Below are 16,734 nucleotides of genomic sequence, written 5' to 3'. Positions count from 1 at the left end.
CGGCAAGCGAGGATAGGGTGTCCGGAGCGCTGAACCTAGCTCTTGTGCGCCGCCTCGGTCACCGACGAGGCGAATTCCTCAAAATCCCGGGCTTCGGTAAACTCGCGATAGACGCTGGCGAAGCGGATATAGGCGACGCTGTCGAAGCCTTTCAGCGCCTCCATCACCATCGCGCCGATCTGCGCCGCCGGCACTTCATTTTCGCCCGACGTTTCGAGCTGGCGCTGGATGCCCGATACCAGCCGTTCCATGCGCGCGCCGTCGATCGGGCGCTTGCGGCACGCGATCTGAATGCTGCGCATCAATTTCTCACGATCGAAGGGTTCGCGCCCGCCGCCCGCCTTGAGCACCGACACTTCGCGCAGCTGGATGCGTTCGAAGGTGGTAAAGCGCGCGCCGCAATCTTCGCACTGTCGGCGGCGGCGAATCGCGGCGCCGTCCTCGGTCGGACGGCTGTCCTTCACCTGGCTGTCTTCATGGCCGCAATAGGGACAGCGCATCGGTTAGCGTTTCACCCGCGAGTAGAGCGCAATTGCGGCGCCCGCGAACAGCCCGAAGGGCCAGCTGACTACCGGCAGGACGGCGCCGACAACCGCCCCGATTGCGCCGCCGGTCAGTACCGGCTTGGTCGAAGGATGGGCCAAACCCTGCTTGCCCATCGCCTTGACCTCTTCGATTGTGACTTCGGCGAGCGTCGGTTCTTCGGGATGTTGGCGGGCCATCGGATCAGCCCTGATAGATCGGGAAGCGTTCGCACAGCGCGCGGACGCGGCCGCGCACATCGGCTTCGACATCGGCGTCGCCATGTTCGCCCTTGTCGCGCAGCGCTTCGAGCACGTCGGCGACCATATCGCCGATCTGTTCGAACTCGGCGATGCCGAAGCCGCGCGTCGTACCGGCGGGCGATCCGACGCGGATGCCGCTGGTCTTGACCGGCGGCAGCGGGTCGAAGGGGATGCCGTTCTTGTTGCAGGTGATCGCGCTGCGCTCAAGCGCCTCGTCGGCGTCGCGACCAGTGATGCCAAGCGGGCGCAGGTCGATGAGGGCAAGGTGGGTGTCGGTGCCGCCCGCCACAACGTCGGCGCCGCGGGCCTTGAGGCGACCGGCGAGCGCCTGCGCATTGGCGACGGTCGCCTTCGCGTAATCCTTGAAATCGGGGCGCAGCGCTTCCCCGAATGCCACCGCCTTGGCGGCGATGACGTGCATCAGCGGGCCGCCTTGCAGCCCGGGGAACACCGCCGAATTGATGCGCTTGGCGATCGCTTCGTCATTGGTCAGGATCATACCGCCGCGGGGGCCGCGCAGCGTCTTGTGCGTCGTCGTGGTGACGACATGCGCGTGCGGGAGCGGCGAAGGGTGGACACCCCCTGCGACCAGCCCGGCGAAATGCGCCATATCGACCATCAACAGCGCGCCGACATCATCGGCAATCGCCCGGAAGCGCGCAAAGTCGAGGGTGCGGGGATAGGCCGAACCGCCCGCGATGATGAGGGCAGGGCGATGTTCCTTGGCCAGCGCCTCGACCTGATCGAAATCGACCAGATGATCGTCGGCGCGCACGCCGTACTGAATGGCATTGAACCATTTGCCCGACATCGCGGGCGGGGCGCCGTGGGTCAGGTGACCGCCGGCGTCGAGGCTCATGCCGAGGATCGTCGCGCCGGGCTTGGTCAGCGCGAGCATCACCGCGCCATTCGCCTGCGCGCCCGAATGCGGCTGAACATTGGCATAGCCGCAGTCGAACAGCTGCTTGGCGCGGTCGATCGCGAGCGTTTCGACCTCGTCCGACGGCGCGCAGCCCTGATAGTAACGGCGGCCGGGATAGCCCTCGGCATATTTGTTAGTGAACACCGACCCCTGCGCTTCGAGCACCGCTTTCGAGACGATATTCTCGCTCGCGATCAGTTCGATCTGATAGCGTTCGCGCTCCAGTTCATGCTTCATCGCTGCTGCGACCGCAGGGTCGACGGTGGCGACGCCGTCGGTGAAATAGCCGGCCGATTTGATGGGCTTGTTAAGCGTGTCGGTGGTCATCGGCTGGTCTCCAGTTGCGGCGGGTTTGAAAGTTTGTCGACGCGGCGCGCATGGCGGTCGCCAGCGAATTCGGTGGTCAGGAAAGCGGCAAGGCAGGCCTTGGCCATGTCGATGCCGGTCAGGCGCGCGCCCATCGCGATGACATTGGCGTCATTATGTTCGCGCGACAGCTTGGCCGACAGCGGTTCGGACACGAGCGCACAGCGCGCAGCCGGGTTGCGGTTGACCGATATCGAGATGCCGATCCCCGAGCCGCACAGAGCCACGCCGCGGTCGGCGCGGCCCGCCGCCATTGCTTCGCCAAGCGCATAGCCAAAATCGGGGTAATCGACGCTGTCGGGGCCGTTGGTGCCGAGATCCTCGACGTCATGTCCCTCAGCGCGCAGCCAGTCCGCCAGCTGGGCCTTCAGCTCGTAAGCGGCATGGTCAGAGGCAATGGCAATGCGCATCGGCGCGGCTCCCGCTGGGGTCAAGGGAATCGATGTCGGCCCTTTAGGCGACGCCGCCCGATTTGGCCATAAGCGAGGTGGCAAATTTGTGACGCGGCCGATAAAGCGGCGCCATGTCCGATACCGTCATATCCGTGCTGATGCTCACCGGGGTCGCCCTGACCGGCGGCGCTGCCTATGTCTTTCGCCAGGGCGACCGGCGCCGCGCGCTGCTGATGCTGGTCGCGGCGCTGGTGATGTTCGCCAATGTGGCGGTGTGGCTGGTGCCGGTGAATTAGCGCGCGTCGCCCCCGCGAAGGCGGGGGCCGCCGTCGGCCCTACACGGCATCGCTGTACAGACCACCAGCGGCCCCCGCCTTCGCGGGGGCGACGGCCTTGCTTAGCGGATCGGCGAATCCGGGGCCAGCCGCATATCCAGATAATTATCGAGCGACTTCATTAACTGGTCGAGTTCATGCTCGAAGAAGTGATTGGCGCGCGGGATTTCGTCGTGATGGATGGTAATGCCCTTTTGCGTGCGCAGCTTGTCGACCAGCTTTTGCACCGCCGACGGCGGCACAATCTCGTCCTGACCGCCCGCGACGATGATGCCTGACGACGGGCAGGGAGCGAGGAAGCTGAAATCGTACATGTTCGCGGGCGGCGCGACCGACAGGAAGCCGCGGATTTCGGGGCGGCGCATCAACAATTGCATGCCAATCCATGCGCCAAAGCTGAAGCCCGCGATCCATGTCGTCTGCGCTTCGGGATGGATCGACTGGACCCAGTCGAGCGCCGAGGCGGCATCGCTGAGTTCGCCAATACCATTATCGAACGTCCCCTGGCTGCGGCCGACGCCGCGGAAGTTGAAGCGCAGCACGGCAAAGCCGCGCGCGACAAAGCTTTTGTACATCGCCTGCGTGATGCGATCGTTCATCGTGCCGCCGCCCTGCGGGTGGGGGTGCAAGATCATTGCAACCGGCGCGCGCGGGCGCGGCGGCGGCGAGAAACGGCCTTCGATACGGCCCTCGGGGCCGGGGAAAATCACGTCGGGCATGGGAGCACCTCTTATCTTTTGCGGCTGACCGCCGAATCGCCGGAGTGGCAGGGTGGCGGAGCGAAGACGGCGCCTATATAGAAAGAGCGTTGCAAGTTGCAACTTTTGCGAATCGGTCGCAATAAGGGGGTTGAGGGATGCGGTCGCCCCCGCGAAGGCGGGGGCCGCCGTCGGCCCTGCCGGGCATCGCTGCATAAACCGCCAGCGGCCCCCGCCTTCGCGAGGGCGACAAATATGGATCGCTCGACACGAACGGGATTTAGGGGCAGATGCCGCCCATGATTTACCTCGATTATCAAGCCACGACTCCGCTCGCTCCCGAAGCGCGCGAAGCGATGCAGCGTTGGCTGGAAGGGCCGGGCGAGGGCGATGGCTTTGCCAACCCGTCGAGTACGCATAAGGGCGGTCGCGCCGCGGCTGCTGCGGTCGAGGTGGCGCGCGATCAGGTAGCGGCGCTGCTCCCCAAGGGCGGCCGCGTGTTCTTCACCTCTGGCGCGACCGAGGCGCTTAACTGGGCGCTGCTGCGCGGCGCGGAGGTCATGCCGGGCGGTGTCGCGGGGCTGAGCATCGAACATGCGGCCTCGTTGCAATGTCTGGAGCGACTACACGCAACCGTCCTGCCCGTCGATGGTGAAGGTGTCGCGCGGCGCCCCGACGCCGAACTGATCCCCGAAAACGGGATCGTGGCGACGATGCTGGTGAATAACGAGGTCGGGACGATCCAGCCGGTCGCCGAATATGCCGCCGCCGCGCATGCGAAGAACAGCTTGCTGCTCTGCGACGCGGTGCAGGGCTATGGCCGCGTGCCGATTCCCGAAAGCGCCGACCTGATCGCGGTTTCGGCACATAAGATTCACGGCCCGAAAGGCATCGGCGCGCTGTGGGTCAAAGACGGCATTGACCTGCCGCCGCTGATGTTCGGCGGCGCGCAGGAACAGGGGATGCGATCGGGCACGGTTTCGCCCGCGCTGTGCGCCGGGTTCGGTGCCGCCGCGGCGCTCGCCGCCGAGCGGCTCGACGAAGATGCCGCGCATGTCGAGCGGCTGTGGTCGCTGGCTCGCGACATGCTGCCCGAATGGACGATCAACGGCGCCGTCGACGCGCGCTACCACGGCAATCTCAACATCCGGCGCGAGGGCGTGAACGGCCTGCGCCTGATGTCCGACGCGCGCAATGTTGCGCTCTCGCTCGGCAGCGCTTGCGGCAGCGGGTCGGGCAAGGTCAGCCATGTGCTGCGCGCGATGGGGGTGAGCGAGGCCGACGCCCGCGCCTCGATCCGCCTCGGCTGGGGCCGCTACACCAGCGAACAGGAATTGCGCGACGGGCTGACCGCGATCAAGGACGCCGCGCGATTGCAGGGGGTCAATTGATGCGCGTCACCTTCATCCACGCCGACGGCAAGGGGCGCACCGACGCCGAAGCCGAACCCGGCAGCATCCTGCTCGACGTCGCGCAGGCGCATATGATGCCGCTGGAGGGGACGTGCGAGGGCCAGATGGCCTGTTCGACCTGCCATGTCATTGTCGCCAAAGAGGATTTCGAGCGCCTGCCGCCCGCGACCGAGATGGAAGAGGATATGCTCGACCTCGCCGCCGGGGTGCGCCGGACGAGCCGCCTCGCGTGCCAGATCTTGCTGACCCAGGCGATGGACGGGCTGACCGTGTCCATCCCGGGCGAAAGCCGCAACATGCAGGGGCCGCGCTGAACCCAACCTCCGTCATCCCTGCGAAGGCCGGGATCTCGCCGGTGCGTCAGGACGCGAGGTCGAGATCCCGGCCTTCGCCGGGATGACGGTTGGCGGGGCAACACAACTTGCATTTCACCCCATCCCCCGCCATATGCGCCGCGGGAGTCGGGCGGACGTGGTCTTCGCCAACCCGGTCAGGTCCGGAAGGAAGCAGCCGCAACGAATTCGCCGCGGGTCGTTCCGGCTCCCACCCAATTTCCCCCTTCGACAAGATCGCGCGCCGTCCCTAAGACTATGGCATGAGCGATTCCGCGGACGATGAGCCCCCGATGCTGGGAATGGACCTGCCTGAGGTGAAGCCGCAGGCGTCATCCGGCCCCTACCGCGTCCTCGCCCGCAAATATCGCCCGCAAACCTTTGCCGAACTGATCGGGCAGGATGCCATGGTCCGCACGCTCGGCAACGCAATTGCGCGCGACCGGCTGGCGCATGCGTTTCTGATGACCGGGGTGCGCGGGGTCGGCAAGACGTCGACCGCGCGCCTGATCGCCAAAGCGCTCAACTGCATCGGCCCCGACGGACAGGGCGGGCCGACGATCGATCCCTGCGGGGTGTGCGAACCGTGCCGCGCGATCACCGAAGGGCGCCATATCGACGTCATCGAAATGGACGCCGCGTCGAACACCGGCGTCGACGATGTCCGCGAGATTATCGAGGCAGTGCGTTACGCCGCCGTGTCGGCGCGCTACAAGATCTACATCATCGACGAAGTGCATATGTTGTCGCGCAACGCCTTCAACGCGCTGCTGAAAACGCTTGAAGAGCCGCCGCCGCACGTCAAATTCCTGTTCGCGACGACCGAGGTCAACAAGGTGCCGGTGACGGTGCTGTCGCGCTGCCAGCGGTTCGATCTGCGCCGTATCACCCCCGACATGCTGTTCGCGCATTTCAGTTCAATTTTGCAGAAAGAGGGCGTCGAGGCCGAGGCGCCGGCGATCTGGCTGATCGCCAATGCTGCCGAGGGATCGGTGCGCGACGGTCTGTCGATTCTCGATCAGGCGATCGCGCACGCCGACCTCGATGGCGGCGGCAAGATCGGCGCCGATCAGGTGCGCGTGATGCTCGGCCTGTCCGACCGCACGTCGATTGCGCAGTTGATGGCGGCGATCCTGGACGGCGACAGCGGTGCGGCGATCGACTTGGCGCGGGCGCAATATGCGCTGGGCATCGAGCCGGTGGCGATGGTGCGCGGGCTGATGGACCTGACCCATGCGGTAACGCTCGCCAAAGTGTCGCGCCACGACGACCCGGCGCTGTCCGAATCCGACCGCGAACGCATCGGCGACTGGGCGCAAAAGCTGGGCTTCGCGCCGCTGAACCGGCTATGGCAATTGCTGCTCAAGGGCCATGACGAAGTGCTGCGCGCGAACAATCCGCTGGAGCATCTGGAAATGCTGTTGCTGCGGGTGATTTACGCCGCGTCGATGCCCGATCCCGGCGAACTGGCGAAGCTGTTGGAATCAGGACGCGTACCGACGATGCCACTCGCAGCGCCGTTGGCGGCACCGGCGCAGGAAACCGCCGCCGCACCCGCCGCGGAGGCGGCACCCGCTGCCGAGCTCCCGGCGACCTCGCTGACGATCGCGCAGATCCACCAGTTGCTCGAAAGCAGCGGCAATCACCGGCTCGCGGTGCCGGTGCATGATCATCTGCGGGTTATCACCCTGGAACCGGGGCAGCTGGTGTTTGCGGCGGTCCCGGCGCTGCCTGCGGGTTTTGCGCGCGATTTGAGCGACGCGCTGTTCGCCGCGACCGGCAGCCGCTGGAATGTGCGCATCGGCGAGGGCGATGCGCGGCCGAGCCTGGGCGAAATGCGCGCCGCGACCGCGGCCGACAATGACGCGCGGATTCGCGAACTGCCGGTGGTGAAGGCCGCACTGGCGGCTTTTCCCGACGCCAGCCTTGAAGACCCCGCCGACAATCGCCATAAGTCCAAGTCATGAAATCGATCGAAGAAATGATGAAGGCGGCGCAGGAAGCCGCCGCCACCGTGCAGGCCCAGATGCAGGAGGCGCAGGCGAAGCTCGACAGTGTCGAGGTCGAGGGTGTTTCGGGCGGCGGGCTGGTCCGGATTTTGGCCAGCGCCAAGGGCCGGATCAAGTCGATCAGCATCGACGACAGCCTGATCGTGCCTGCGGACAAGCAGATGCTCGAGGATTTGCTCGCCGCCGCGTTCAACGATGCGCGCGAAAAGGCCGACCGCGTCAGCAACGAAGAAATGGGCAAGATGACCAGCGGTCTTCCGCTGCCTCCGGGCTTCAAGCTGCCGTTTTGAGCAATATCGTCGCCCCCGCGAAGGTGGGGGCCGCCATCGGCCAATCCTGCTTTGCCGCGCAAAACGACAGCGGCCCCCGCCTTCGCGGGGGCGACGTTATCCCTTCCCGTTCAGCACTCCGACATTGAATGCGTGCCAAGTTACGCCATATTAGCGATGAACACCCTATAAGAAGGGCGGAGCGTCCGGTCGGGACGCCTGTCCAGGAGCCGTAATGACGCAATCTTTTCCGCTTTTGCCGCTGCGCGACATCGTCGTTTTCCCGCACATGATCGTGCCGCTGTTCGTGGGCCGCGACCGGTCGGTTGCTGCGCTCGAAACCGCGATGGAAACCGACAAGGAAATCTTCCTCGTCGCCCAACTCGATCCCGGTGAGGACGATCCGCAGCGCGATGACCTGTATGACGTCGGCGTGATCGCCACCGTGCTCCAGCTGCTGAAGCTGCCCGACGGCACCGTCCGCGTGCTCGTCGAGGGCAAGGAGCGCGCCAAGCTGGTTGCGCTGACCGATGACGACAAGACCGTGATGGCGAGCGTCAAGTCTATCGACGATACCGTCGACGACAGCGTGGATACTGCGGCGCTGATGCGTTCGGTGGTCGATCAGTTCGAAAATTACGCGAAGCTCAACAAGAAGATGCCCGCCGAGACCGCGGTGCAGTTGTCGCAGATCGAGGACGCCTCGCGCCTTGCCGATTCGGTCGCCGGCAATCTCAACATCAAGGTATCCGACAAACAGGCGCTGCTGGTAGAAGATACCCCGTCGAAGCGGCTCGAAATGGTGTTCGCCTTCATGGAGGGCGAGCTTGGCGTGTTGCAAGTCGAGAAGAAGATCCGCGGCCGCGTGAAGCGCCAGATGGAAAAGAGCCAGCGCGAATATTATTTGAACGAGCAGCTCAAGGCGATCCAGCGCGAGCTGGGCAACGACAATGGCGAAGGCGGCGACGATCTCGCCGAGTTGCAGCAGAAAATCGACGGCCTGAAAATGTCGAAAGAGGCCAAGGCCAAGGCGAATGCCGAGCTGAAAAAGCTGCGCGCGATGGCGCCGATGTCGGCCGAAGCCACCGTGGTGCGCAACTATCTCGACACGCTGATCGGCCTGCCGTGGGGCAAGAAGTCGAAGCTGAAGAAGGATATCGCCGCGGCGCAGGCGGTGCTCGACGACGACCATTATGCGCTTGAAAAGGTCAAGGACCGCATCGTCGAATATCTGGCGGTGCAGGCGCGTACCAACAAGTTGAAGGGGCCGATTCTGTGCCTCGTCGGCCCGCCGGGCGTCGGCAAGACCAGCTTGGGCAAGTCGATCGCCAAGGCCACGGGGCGCGAGTTCATCCGCCAGTCGCTGGGCGGCGTGCGCGACGAGGCCGAAATCCGCGGCCATCGCCGCACTTATATCGGCTCGCTGCCGGGCAAGATCGTGACCAATCTGAAAAAGGCGGGGACGATGAACCCGCTGTTCCTGCTCGACGAGATCGACAAGCTGGGTCAGGATTTCCGCGGCGATCCGGCATCGGCGCTGCTTGAGGTCCTCGACCCCGAACAGAATACGAAGTTCCAGGACCATTATCTGGAAATCGACGTCGATCTGTCGGACGTGATGTTCGTCACCACCGCCAACTCGCTCAACCTGCCGCAGCCACTGCTCGATCGCATGGAGATCATCCGGCTGGAAGGCTATACCGAGGATGAAAAGGTCGAGATTGCCAAGCTGCACCTGATTGCCAAGCAGGTCGAGGCGCATGGTCTGAAAGATGGCGAATTCACGCTGACCGACGAAGGGCTGCGTGACCTCATCCGCTACTACACCCGCGAGGCGGGTGTTCGGACGCTTGAGCGCGAGATTGCACGTCTGGCGCGCAAGGCGCTGCGCCGCATCCTCGAGGGTAAGGCTGAAAGCGTCACGATTACGTCTGAAAACCTCAACGAGTTTTCCGGCGTCCGCAAATATCGCCACGGCATGGGTGATCTGGAGGATCAGATCGGTGCCGTCACGGGCCTGGCGTGGACCGAGGTCGGCGGCGAATTGCTGACGATCGAGGCGGTCACCGCGTCGGGCAAGGGACAGGTGCGCACCACCGGCAAGCTCGGCGAAGTGATGACCGAGTCGGTGCAGGCGGCGCTGTCGTTCGTCAAAGCGCGCGCGCCGAGCTATGGCATTAAGCCCAGCCTGTTTGCGCGCAAGGATATCCATATCCACCTGCCCGAAGGGGCGGTGCCAAAGGATGGCCCATCGGCCGGCGTCGGCATGGTCACCGCGATGATTTCAACCTTGACCGGCATTGCGGTGCGCCGCGACGTCGCGATGACCGGCGAGGTCACACTGCGCGGCCGTGTGCTGGCGATCGGCGGCCTGAAAGAAAAGCTGCTCGCGGCATTGCGCGGCGGTATCACGACGGTATTGATCCCTGAGGAAAATGAGAAGGATCTGGTCGAAATCCCGGCGAATATAACGACGGGGTTGAAGATTATTCCGGTCAGCCATGTCGACGAGGTGCTGGCGGTCGCGTTGGTCAGCCCGATCGTGCCGATCGAGTGGACCGAGGCCGACGAGCTCGCCGCTTCGCCGCCGCATGTCCCCGGATCGGACCCGGAGACAACGATTCGCCACTGACCCCGGCTGATCGGCGGCTCGGAACCCTGCTTTTCGTCGCAAAAACGTCGTTTTGCTACGGTTTTCGAGCCTTTTTGCTTTGACAACATGGGCCGAAACCGCGTTAGTGGCGCCCCATGGCACGTCCATGAATCATTCAATCAACCAGAAGCAGGGGTTCCTTAGGCATGAACAAACAAGACCTGATCGCCGCCGTCGCTGACTCGAGCGGCCTGACCAAGGGTGACGCGAGCAAAGCCGTTGAAGCCGTGTTCGAAGCGATCACGGGTTCGCTGAAAAAGGGCGGCGAAGTTCGTCTCGTTGGTTTCGGCACCTTCGCGGTCAGCAAGCGCAAGGCATCGACCGGTCGCAACCCGCGCACCGGCGAAACGATGACGATCGCGGCGTCGAACCAGCCCAAGTTCAAGGCCGGCAAGGCCCTCAAGGACGCGGTCAACTGATTGGCCAACCCTTGGGTTAAGACGATTTCGGGCCGCGGCGAAAGCTGCGGCCTGATTTGCATCGGCACGGCGGTTTCGGGGGACATAATGGCTTCGGCGAAATCGCCGTTGCAATCATCGGTGCAGCGGCTATGGACGTCCGGCTTTCGGGCGTCGGCGATTGGGTCGAACCCGGACGGGCGCGTAGCTCAGTGGTAGAGCACACCCTTCACACGGGTGGGGTCGCAGGTTCAATCCCTGCCGCGCCCACCATGTCCCGGTCACGCGGTCCCGCAAGCGAAACGCAAGCTGACGGGACCATTCATCGCCTATTCAATGCCTTTGCATTAGAGAGACGGCCATGATCCGCACCCTGACCTTCTCGCTCATCTCGGCCCTGCTGCTTTCCGCGGGCGCGCCAGCGGCCGCGCGCGGCAATCGTGATCAGGATCATCTGCGCGACGCGGCGGCCAAGGGACAGGTCATTCCGCTCAACCGCTTGATCGACGACGTCCGTTCGCGCGCACCCTATAGCGAGATGACCTATCTGGGCGGGCCGCAGTTCGACGCCGGACGCATGATCTATGCGCTGAAATTCATGAACGGCAACCAGGTCGTCGTTGTCTATGTCGATGCGCGCACCGGCCGGATTGTCGGCCGTAAGCCCTGATACCTCCTCATTGCCGACGATCCCGACGCAACGACATTTTGCGATGATCGTTCGGACTTGATACACAGTCGAAACATGCGGCCGGTTTCGCCGGTCAGCAAAAGAAAGGCGTCCGAATGCGGATCTTGATTGTCGAAGACGAACCTACCCTCGGCCCGCAGCTGAAGGCGACGCTGGAAGGCGCAGGCTATGCCGTCGATCTGGCGACCGATGGCGAGGATGGCCATTTCCTCGGTTCGACGGAAAATTACGACGCCGCGATCCTCGACCTTGGCTTGCCTGAGATCGACGGGCTGACGGTGCTGGACCGCTGGCGCCGCGAAAAGCGCAATTTCCCTGTGCTGGTGCTGACCGCGCGTGACAGCTGGTCGGACAAGGTGGCGGGGCTGGATGCCGGCGCCGACGATTATCTCGCCAAGCCGTTCCAGACCGAGGAACTGATCGCTCGCCTGCGCGCGCTGATCCGCCGCGCTGCGGGCAATGCGTCGAGCGAACTGACCGCGGGCGACGTGCGGCTCGACACGCGTTCGGGCCGCGTGACGCTGGCGGGTGAACCGGTCAAGCTCACCGCCCAGGAATATAAGCTGCTGTCGTATCTGCTGCACCACAAGGGCAAGGTGGTGTCGCGTACCGAACTGATCGAGCATATTTACGATCAGGATTTCGATCGCGATTCCAATACGATCGAGGTTTTCGTGACGCGTATTCGCAAAAAGCTGGGCGCGGACATCATCACGACGATCCGCGGTCTGGGTTACCAGCTCGACGATCCCCAGGGCTGAACCGTTCGGCCATGGCCGATATGGAACCCAGTGCAGCAGGCGTAACGGCCCGCGAGCCGGTGGAAAAACCGGTCGCGCTGACCAGCCGCATCACCGGATCGCTGGCGCGGCGCATGATCGCGATTGCCGCGCTGTGGATTTCGGTGCTGCTGATCGGCGGCGGCTTTGCGCTCGATCGGGTGCTCACCGGCGCGATCACGCGCAATTTCGATTCCAGCCTCGAATATGTCCTGATCGCGATGATCCGCTCGTCGGAAATCGGCCCCGACGGCGAAGTGCGGCTGGTCGAACCGCTCGGTGATCAGCGGTTCCTGGAGCCCTATAGCGGTCTGTACTGGCAGATCAGCGGCGGCACGCAGGAACCCTATCGCTCGCGGTCGCTGTGGGAACGGTCGCTGAAGGCGCCGACACCGCATGTCGACGATGACATCCATATCTATGACAGCAACCAGTTTCCCGACGAAGAGCTTCGCGTGCTCGAACGCAATGTCATCCTGCCGGGCAGCAAGGTCAGCTGGCGGTACCAGATCGCCCAGTCGCGCGAGGCGCTCGATACGCAGGTCGGCGCGGTGCGGGCGACGTTGATCCCCAGCCTCGCGCTGCTTGGCCTCGGCCTCCTCATCCTCGCCGCGCTCCAGACCTTCTATGGCCTCTGGCCGCTGCGCCATATCCGCCGCGCGATCGCGGCGATGCGCGGCGGCCAGAATCGCCGCGTCGATGCGCCGCTGCCGCTGGAAGTGCAGCCGATGGTCGACGAGCTGAACGCGCTGCTCGCGCATAACGAGAAACAGGCCGAGGAAGCACGGCTTCATGCCGGCAATCTGGCCCATGCGCTCAAGACCCCGCTCACGGTGTTGCTCAACAGCGCGACGAGCCAGACGTCGCCGCTCGCCGACACGGTGCGGCGCGAGGCGGCGACGATGCAGCGGCAGGTCGAGCATCATCTGGCCCGCGCCCGTGCGGTCGGGCGGCGCGGTGCGGCGCAGGCGCGCGCCAATGTCCGCGAAAGCGTCGACAGCGTGGCGCGCGCGGTAGCGTTGCTTTATCCCGAGGCACGGCTCGACGCGGCGGGGGACAAGACATTGGTGGCGCGGGTCGAGCGCCAGGATCTCGACGAACTGATCGGCAATCTGCTCGAAAACGCCGCGAAATATGGCGGCGGCAGCGTATTCGTCACGATCCAGCGTGATGGCGCGATGGCCGAAATTCTGGTCGAGGACGACGGCCCCGGCATTTCGCCCGCCGACCGGATGCGCATCTTCGATCGCGGCGTCCGGCTCGACAGCGGCAAGCCGGGCACCGGGCTGGGCCTCGCGATTGTCCGCGACGTTGCCGAAATTTACGGCGGTAGCATCGCGCTCGAAGAGAGCGAGGATCTGGGCGGGCTGCTGGTCCGATTGCGGCTGCCGGCGGGCTAGATTCCCTCAAAACCTCTGCGACGCGGCGCGCTATCCATCGGCTCACCGCACAATCCGCCCATATTGTCCATGCAACCGGCGGTCCTGTCTTGCCGCGCGAACCGAGTTGCCGGAAGGGGCGTCGGGAATTCGCGGGGGCGGCTCACTGAAGGAGTAGGGTCATGCTTACCGTTTCCAAAAGACCAAAATCGATATTGTTGCTCGCAGCGCTGGCCGCCGCCGCGCCGGTCGGCCTGGCTGCCCAAACGCCGGAGGCGCCGCCGGAGCAGGCCGACGGCGACGTCATGGCGACCGTTTATGGCACACTGCCGGCCCCCGACCAGATGACCAAGGGGCCGCAGGTCGAAGGCATCATCTCGGCGCGCAGCGACGGCCGGATGCGCGTGCGTACCGCCGATGGCAATGACACGACCATCGCGATCGCCGATTATACCAAGATCAAGTCGAAAGGCGGCTTCCTGGGCCTCAACAGCGACAAGCTGGCGGCGGACTCGCTGCTCAATGGCCTGCCGGTCACCGTCGAAACTTTGCAGTGGGATGGCGGGCTGGTCGCCAGCGAGGTCGACCTCAAGAGCAAGGATCTGCGCACCGCATCGATGATCCGCACCGGCACTGACCAGCGCTTTGCCGAGCAGACCGCGGCGACCGAAGCGCTGCGCAGCCGCGTCGGCGACATCGATCAATATAATGTCAAAAGCACGATCAACGTGAATTTCGACACCGGGAAGGCGATTTTGTCGCCGCAGGCGAAAGCCGATCTGTGCTCCACCGCAACACAGGCCGAAACGATGGACAACGCGCTGTTGCTGGTCGTTGGCTATACCGATTCCACCGGCAGCGAGGAGCTTAACCAGGCGCTGAGCGAAAAGCGCGCGGGCCGCGTTGTGAACCACCTGCAACAGGCGTGCGGCTGGAAACCTTATCGCATGCTGACCCCAACCGGCATGTCCGAAGCCGATCCTGCGGCGGACAACAGCACCCCCGAAGGCAAGGCGATGAATCGCCGCGTCGCGGTGAACATCCTGGTCAGCAAGGGGCTCGACGGGATGTAAACGAATGCGCCGGGGGCGGGTCGGACCCGTCCCCGGCTGCGCATCGACACGTTCAGGCCGCGGTGACGACTAGCCCGCGCTGCACCGTCGGCCGTGCCAGACCGGTATCGAGCCAGCGCTGGACATGCGCGAAACGGTCGAAGCCGACAATCTCGGCGGCTTCGTAAAAGCCGATCAGATTACGCACCCAGCCGAGCAGCGAAATGTCGGCAATGCTGTAATCGTCACCCATGATCCATGATCGCCCCGCCAATCGCGCGTCGAGCACGCCGAGCAGGCGCGCGGATTCGGCGGCGTAGCGGTCGCGCGGGCGTTTATCCTCATATTCGCGCCCGGCGAATTTGTGGAAAAAGCCGAGCTGGCCAAACATCGGGCCGACCCCGCCCATCTGCCACATCAACCACTGGATCGTTTCGTAGCGCGCGGCGGGATCGGCGGGCAGCAATTGCCCGCTCTTGTCGGCCAGGTAGATCAGGATCGCGCCCGATTCCCACAATGCCAGCGGCTTGCCGCCGGGGCCGTCCGGGTCATAGATCGCCGGGATCTTGCCATTCGGGTTGAGCGCGAGAAACGCCGGGTCGTGGCTTTCATTTGCCATGATATCGACGCGGTGCGCTTCGTAGGGCAGGCCGGTCTCCTCGAGCATAATGCCGACCTTGACCCCGTTTGGCGTCGGGGCGGAGAAAAGCTGGAGCCGGTCCGGATATTGCGCGGGCCATTTGGCAAAGATCGCATGATCCATTGTCAGACGTCCTGCTCGCGCTTGGCCTGTTGATGATGGCGGATCACTTCTTCGATGATGAAGCGCAGGAATTTTTCGGTAAAGTCGGGGTCGAGGTCGGCATCGCGCGCCAGCGACCGCAGCCGCTCGATCTGTCGCTCTTCACGGCCAGGATCGGCGGGCGGCATGCCCTCGCGCGCCTTCAGCTCGCCGACCGCCTTGGTGACCTTGAACCGCTCGGCCAGCATGTAGACCAGCGCCGCGTCGATATTGTCGATGCTCTGACGGTAGCGGCTCAGTTGATCGTCCATATGCGGCTCCTCTTATGCCCGGCACGCTTGGCACCGGGGAGGGGCGTCATGCAAGCCGAAAGTCGTTGCAAAATCGCGGCCGCGCCGCCAAAGCTCGCCGCATCATGACTGCCGAAATCCACCAGCTCCACGGCGACCGGCCCCCCTCGCTCGATCCGATGATGGCGCTTGTCGCCGCCGATATGAACGAGGTGAATTCGGTCATTCTCGACCGCATGCAATCCGAAGTGCCGTTGATCCCCGAACTCGCGGGGCATCTGATTGCCGGCGGCGGCAAGCGGATGCGGCCGATGCTGACGCTCGCTTGCGGCAAGCTGCTCGACTATCCCGGACGGCGCCATTGCAAGCTCGCTGCCGCGGTCGAATTCATCCACACTGCAACGCTGCTCCACGACGATGTCGTCGATAAATCGGACCTGCGCCGCGGGCGCAAGACCGCAAACCTGATCTGGGGCAACAGCGCGTCGGTGCTGGTCGGCGATTTCCTGTTCAGCCGTGCGTTTGAAGTGATGGTCGAGGACGGATCGCTGAAAGTGCTCAAGATCCTGTCGCGCGCGTCGGCGGTGATTGCCGAGGGCGAGGTCAACCAGCTCTCGGCACAGCGCCGCATCGAAACGAGCGAAGACCAGTATCTGGCGATCATCAACGCCAAGACCGCCGAGCTGTTTGCCGCGGCTTGCAAGATTGCCGCGGTCGTCGCTGAGCGCGACGAGGCGACCGAAGCGGCACTCGACGCCTATGGCCGCAACCTCGGCATCGCATTCCAGCTGGTCGACGATGCGATCGATTATGTTTCGGACGCCGAAACGATGGGCAAGGGGGTCGGCGACGATTTCCGCGATGGCAAGGTCACGCTCCCGGTCATTCTCGCTTATGCGCGCGGCAGCGCCGAGGAGCGCGAGTTTTGGAAGCTGGCGATCACCGGCCATCGCACCGCGGACGAAGACCTGCTGCACGCCACCAGCCTGCTCCACAAGCATGGCACGATCGAAGACACGCTGGCGCGCGCGCGGCATTATGGCCAGCGCGCCGTCGACGCGATCGGCGGCTTTCGCGCCAGCCATGCGAAGGCGGCACTGAACGAGGCAGTAGCCTTCGCGGTTGCGCGGGCTTATTGATACAGTTTTTTCCATCGTCACCCCGGACTTGATCCGGGGTCCCGCTTTTCAAACGCTGCAGAGCGGGACCCCGGATCAAGTCCGGGGTGAC

At 64.4% G+C, this 16,734-nt stretch carries 19 protein-coding genes, 1 tRNA gene and 1 other RNA gene; 14 read left to right on the top strand and 7 right to left on the bottom strand.

All coding sequences use genetic code 11. The features are described 5' to 3' along the window. Positions 1-35: 35 nt before the first annotated feature. From nrdR to rpiB, 4 genes are read right to left on the bottom strand one after another with little or no spacing between them, the layout of a single operon-like run. Complete coding sequence (gene nrdR / locus B4F07_RS01855; RefSeq protein WP_293702893.1) at positions 36-500, bottom strand: transcriptional regulator NrdR; 465 nt, start codon at positions 498-500, stop codon at positions 36-38. A 3-nt stretch (positions 501-503) separates the two neighbouring features. Then, on the bottom strand, positions 504-722 hold the full coding sequence (locus B4F07_RS01850; RefSeq protein WP_293702896.1) for a hypothetical protein: 219 nt from the start codon (positions 720-722) through the stop codon (positions 504-506). A 4-nt stretch (positions 723-726) separates the two neighbouring features. Further along, complete coding sequence (glyA, locus tag B4F07_RS01845) at positions 727-2,034, bottom strand: serine hydroxymethyltransferase (RefSeq protein ID WP_293704464.1); 1,308 nt, start codon at positions 2,032-2,034, stop codon at positions 727-729. After that, the gene (rpiB, locus tag B4F07_RS01840) at positions 2,031-2,483 is read right to left on the bottom strand and encodes a ribose 5-phosphate isomerase B (RefSeq protein WP_293697490.1); all 453 of its coding nucleotides are present in this window, start codon (positions 2,481-2,483) and stop codon (positions 2,031-2,033) included. The genes glyA and rpiB overlap by 4 nt, the downstream gene beginning before the upstream one ends. 113 nt (positions 2,484-2,596) lie before the next feature. On the opposite strand from rpiB, the gene B4F07_RS01835 reads away from it, so the two are divergent. After that, a complete protein-coding gene (locus tag B4F07_RS01835; protein ID WP_293697488.1) occupies positions 2,597-2,761 on the top strand; it encodes a hypothetical protein in 165 nt (54 codons plus the stop codon). Between the two features lie 101 nt (positions 2,762-2,862). On the opposite strand, the gene B4F07_RS01830 is transcribed toward B4F07_RS01835, so the two are convergent. Next, positions 2,863-3,519 carry an alpha/beta hydrolase gene (locus B4F07_RS01830; RefSeq protein ID WP_088441609.1) on the bottom strand — a complete coding sequence of 219 codons (657 nt, stop codon included), beginning with the start codon at positions 3,517-3,519 and terminating at the stop codon, positions 2,863-2,865. Positions 3,520-3,797: 278 nt separating this feature from the next. Here B4F07_RS01830 and B4F07_RS01825 point away from each other — a divergent pair, with 278 nt between their 5' ends. The 12 genes from B4F07_RS01825 to B4F07_RS01770 all read left to right on the top strand — a co-directional run bounded on the left by B4F07_RS01825 (position 3,798) and on the right by B4F07_RS01770 (position 14,493). Further along, positions 3,798-4,889, top strand: a complete 1,092-nt coding sequence (locus B4F07_RS01825; RefSeq protein WP_293697486.1) for a cysteine desulfurase family protein — start codon at positions 3,798-3,800, stop codon at positions 4,887-4,889. Further along, complete coding sequence (locus B4F07_RS01820; RefSeq protein ID WP_293697484.1) at positions 4,886-5,224, top strand: 2Fe-2S iron-sulfur cluster-binding protein; 339 nt, start codon at positions 4,886-4,888, stop codon at positions 5,222-5,224. Before B4F07_RS01825 ends, B4F07_RS01820 begins: the two co-directional genes overlap by 4 nt. A 139-nt stretch (positions 5,225-5,363) precedes the next feature. Further along, positions 5,364-5,461, top strand: an RNA gene (gene ffs, locus B4F07_RS01815) — signal recognition particle sRNA small type. Between the two features lie 44 nt (positions 5,462-5,505). Next, positions 5,506-7,209: a DNA polymerase III subunit gamma/tau gene (locus B4F07_RS01810; RefSeq protein ID WP_293697482.1), complete on the top strand. Its 1,704-nt coding sequence runs from the start codon at positions 5,506-5,508 to the stop codon at positions 7,207-7,209. Then, positions 7,206-7,541: a YbaB/EbfC family nucleoid-associated protein gene (locus tag B4F07_RS01805; RefSeq protein ID WP_293697480.1), complete on the top strand. Its 336-nt coding sequence runs from the start codon at positions 7,206-7,208 to the stop codon at positions 7,539-7,541. The genes B4F07_RS01810 and B4F07_RS01805 overlap by 4 nt, the downstream gene beginning before the upstream one ends. Positions 7,542-7,755: 214 nt before the next feature. After that, complete coding sequence (gene lon / locus B4F07_RS01800) at positions 7,756-10,152, top strand: endopeptidase La (RefSeq protein WP_293697478.1); 2,397 nt, start codon at positions 7,756-7,758, stop codon at positions 10,150-10,152. 167 nt (positions 10,153-10,319) lie between these two features. Beyond that, the gene (locus B4F07_RS01795) at positions 10,320-10,592 is read left to right on the top strand and encodes an HU family DNA-binding protein (protein ID WP_088441614.1); all 273 of its coding nucleotides are present in this window, start codon (positions 10,320-10,322) and stop codon (positions 10,590-10,592) included. A 177-nt stretch (positions 10,593-10,769) separates the two neighbouring features. After that, positions 10,770-10,844 (top strand) — tRNA-Val (locus B4F07_RS01790). Between the two features lie 88 nt (positions 10,845-10,932). Continuing rightward, the gene (locus B4F07_RS01785; RefSeq protein WP_293697473.1) at positions 10,933-11,241 is read left to right on the top strand and encodes a PepSY domain-containing protein; all 309 of its coding nucleotides are present in this window, start codon (positions 10,933-10,935) and stop codon (positions 11,239-11,241) included. Positions 11,242-11,357: 116 nt separating this feature from the next. After that, the gene (locus tag B4F07_RS01780; RefSeq protein WP_293697471.1) at positions 11,358-12,023 is read left to right on the top strand and encodes a response regulator transcription factor; all 666 of its coding nucleotides are present in this window, start codon (positions 11,358-11,360) and stop codon (positions 12,021-12,023) included. A gap of 113 nt (positions 12,024-12,136) precedes the next feature. After that, positions 12,137-13,441: a sensor histidine kinase gene (locus B4F07_RS01775; RefSeq protein WP_293697521.1), complete on the top strand. Its 1,305-nt coding sequence runs from the start codon at positions 12,137-12,139 to the stop codon at positions 13,439-13,441. A gap of 161 nt (positions 13,442-13,602) precedes the next feature. Beyond that, on the top strand, positions 13,603-14,493 hold the full coding sequence (locus tag B4F07_RS01770) for an OmpA family protein (RefSeq protein WP_293697469.1): 891 nt from the start codon (positions 13,603-13,605) through the stop codon (positions 14,491-14,493). A 52-nt stretch (positions 14,494-14,545) separates the two neighbouring features. Here B4F07_RS01770 and B4F07_RS01765 read toward each other — a convergent pair whose 3' ends face one another. Further along, positions 14,546-15,235 (bottom strand): glutathione S-transferase N-terminal domain-containing protein, encoded by a 690-nt coding sequence (locus tag B4F07_RS01765; RefSeq protein ID WP_293697467.1) that lies wholly within the window; start codon positions 15,233-15,235, stop codon positions 14,546-14,548. Between the two features lie 2 nt (positions 15,236-15,237). Then, positions 15,238-15,525 carry a chorismate mutase gene (locus B4F07_RS01760; protein WP_137869942.1) on the bottom strand — a complete coding sequence of 96 codons (288 nt, stop codon included), beginning with the start codon at positions 15,523-15,525 and terminating at the stop codon, positions 15,238-15,240. Between the two features lie 104 nt (positions 15,526-15,629). Here B4F07_RS01760 and B4F07_RS01755 point away from each other — a divergent pair, with 104 nt between their 5' ends. Further along, complete coding sequence (locus B4F07_RS01755; protein WP_293697463.1) at positions 15,630-16,643, top strand: polyprenyl synthetase family protein; 1,014 nt, start codon at positions 15,630-15,632, stop codon at positions 16,641-16,643. Positions 16,644-16,734 lie beyond the last annotated feature (91 nt).

This window comes from Sphingopyxis sp. UBA6723 (assembly GCF_002454115.1).
In the GTDB taxonomy this organism is placed as follows: Bacteria; Pseudomonadota; Alphaproteobacteria; order Sphingomonadales; family Sphingomonadaceae; genus Sphingopyxis.
This window is presented reverse-complemented; position numbering and strand designations above follow the sequence as displayed.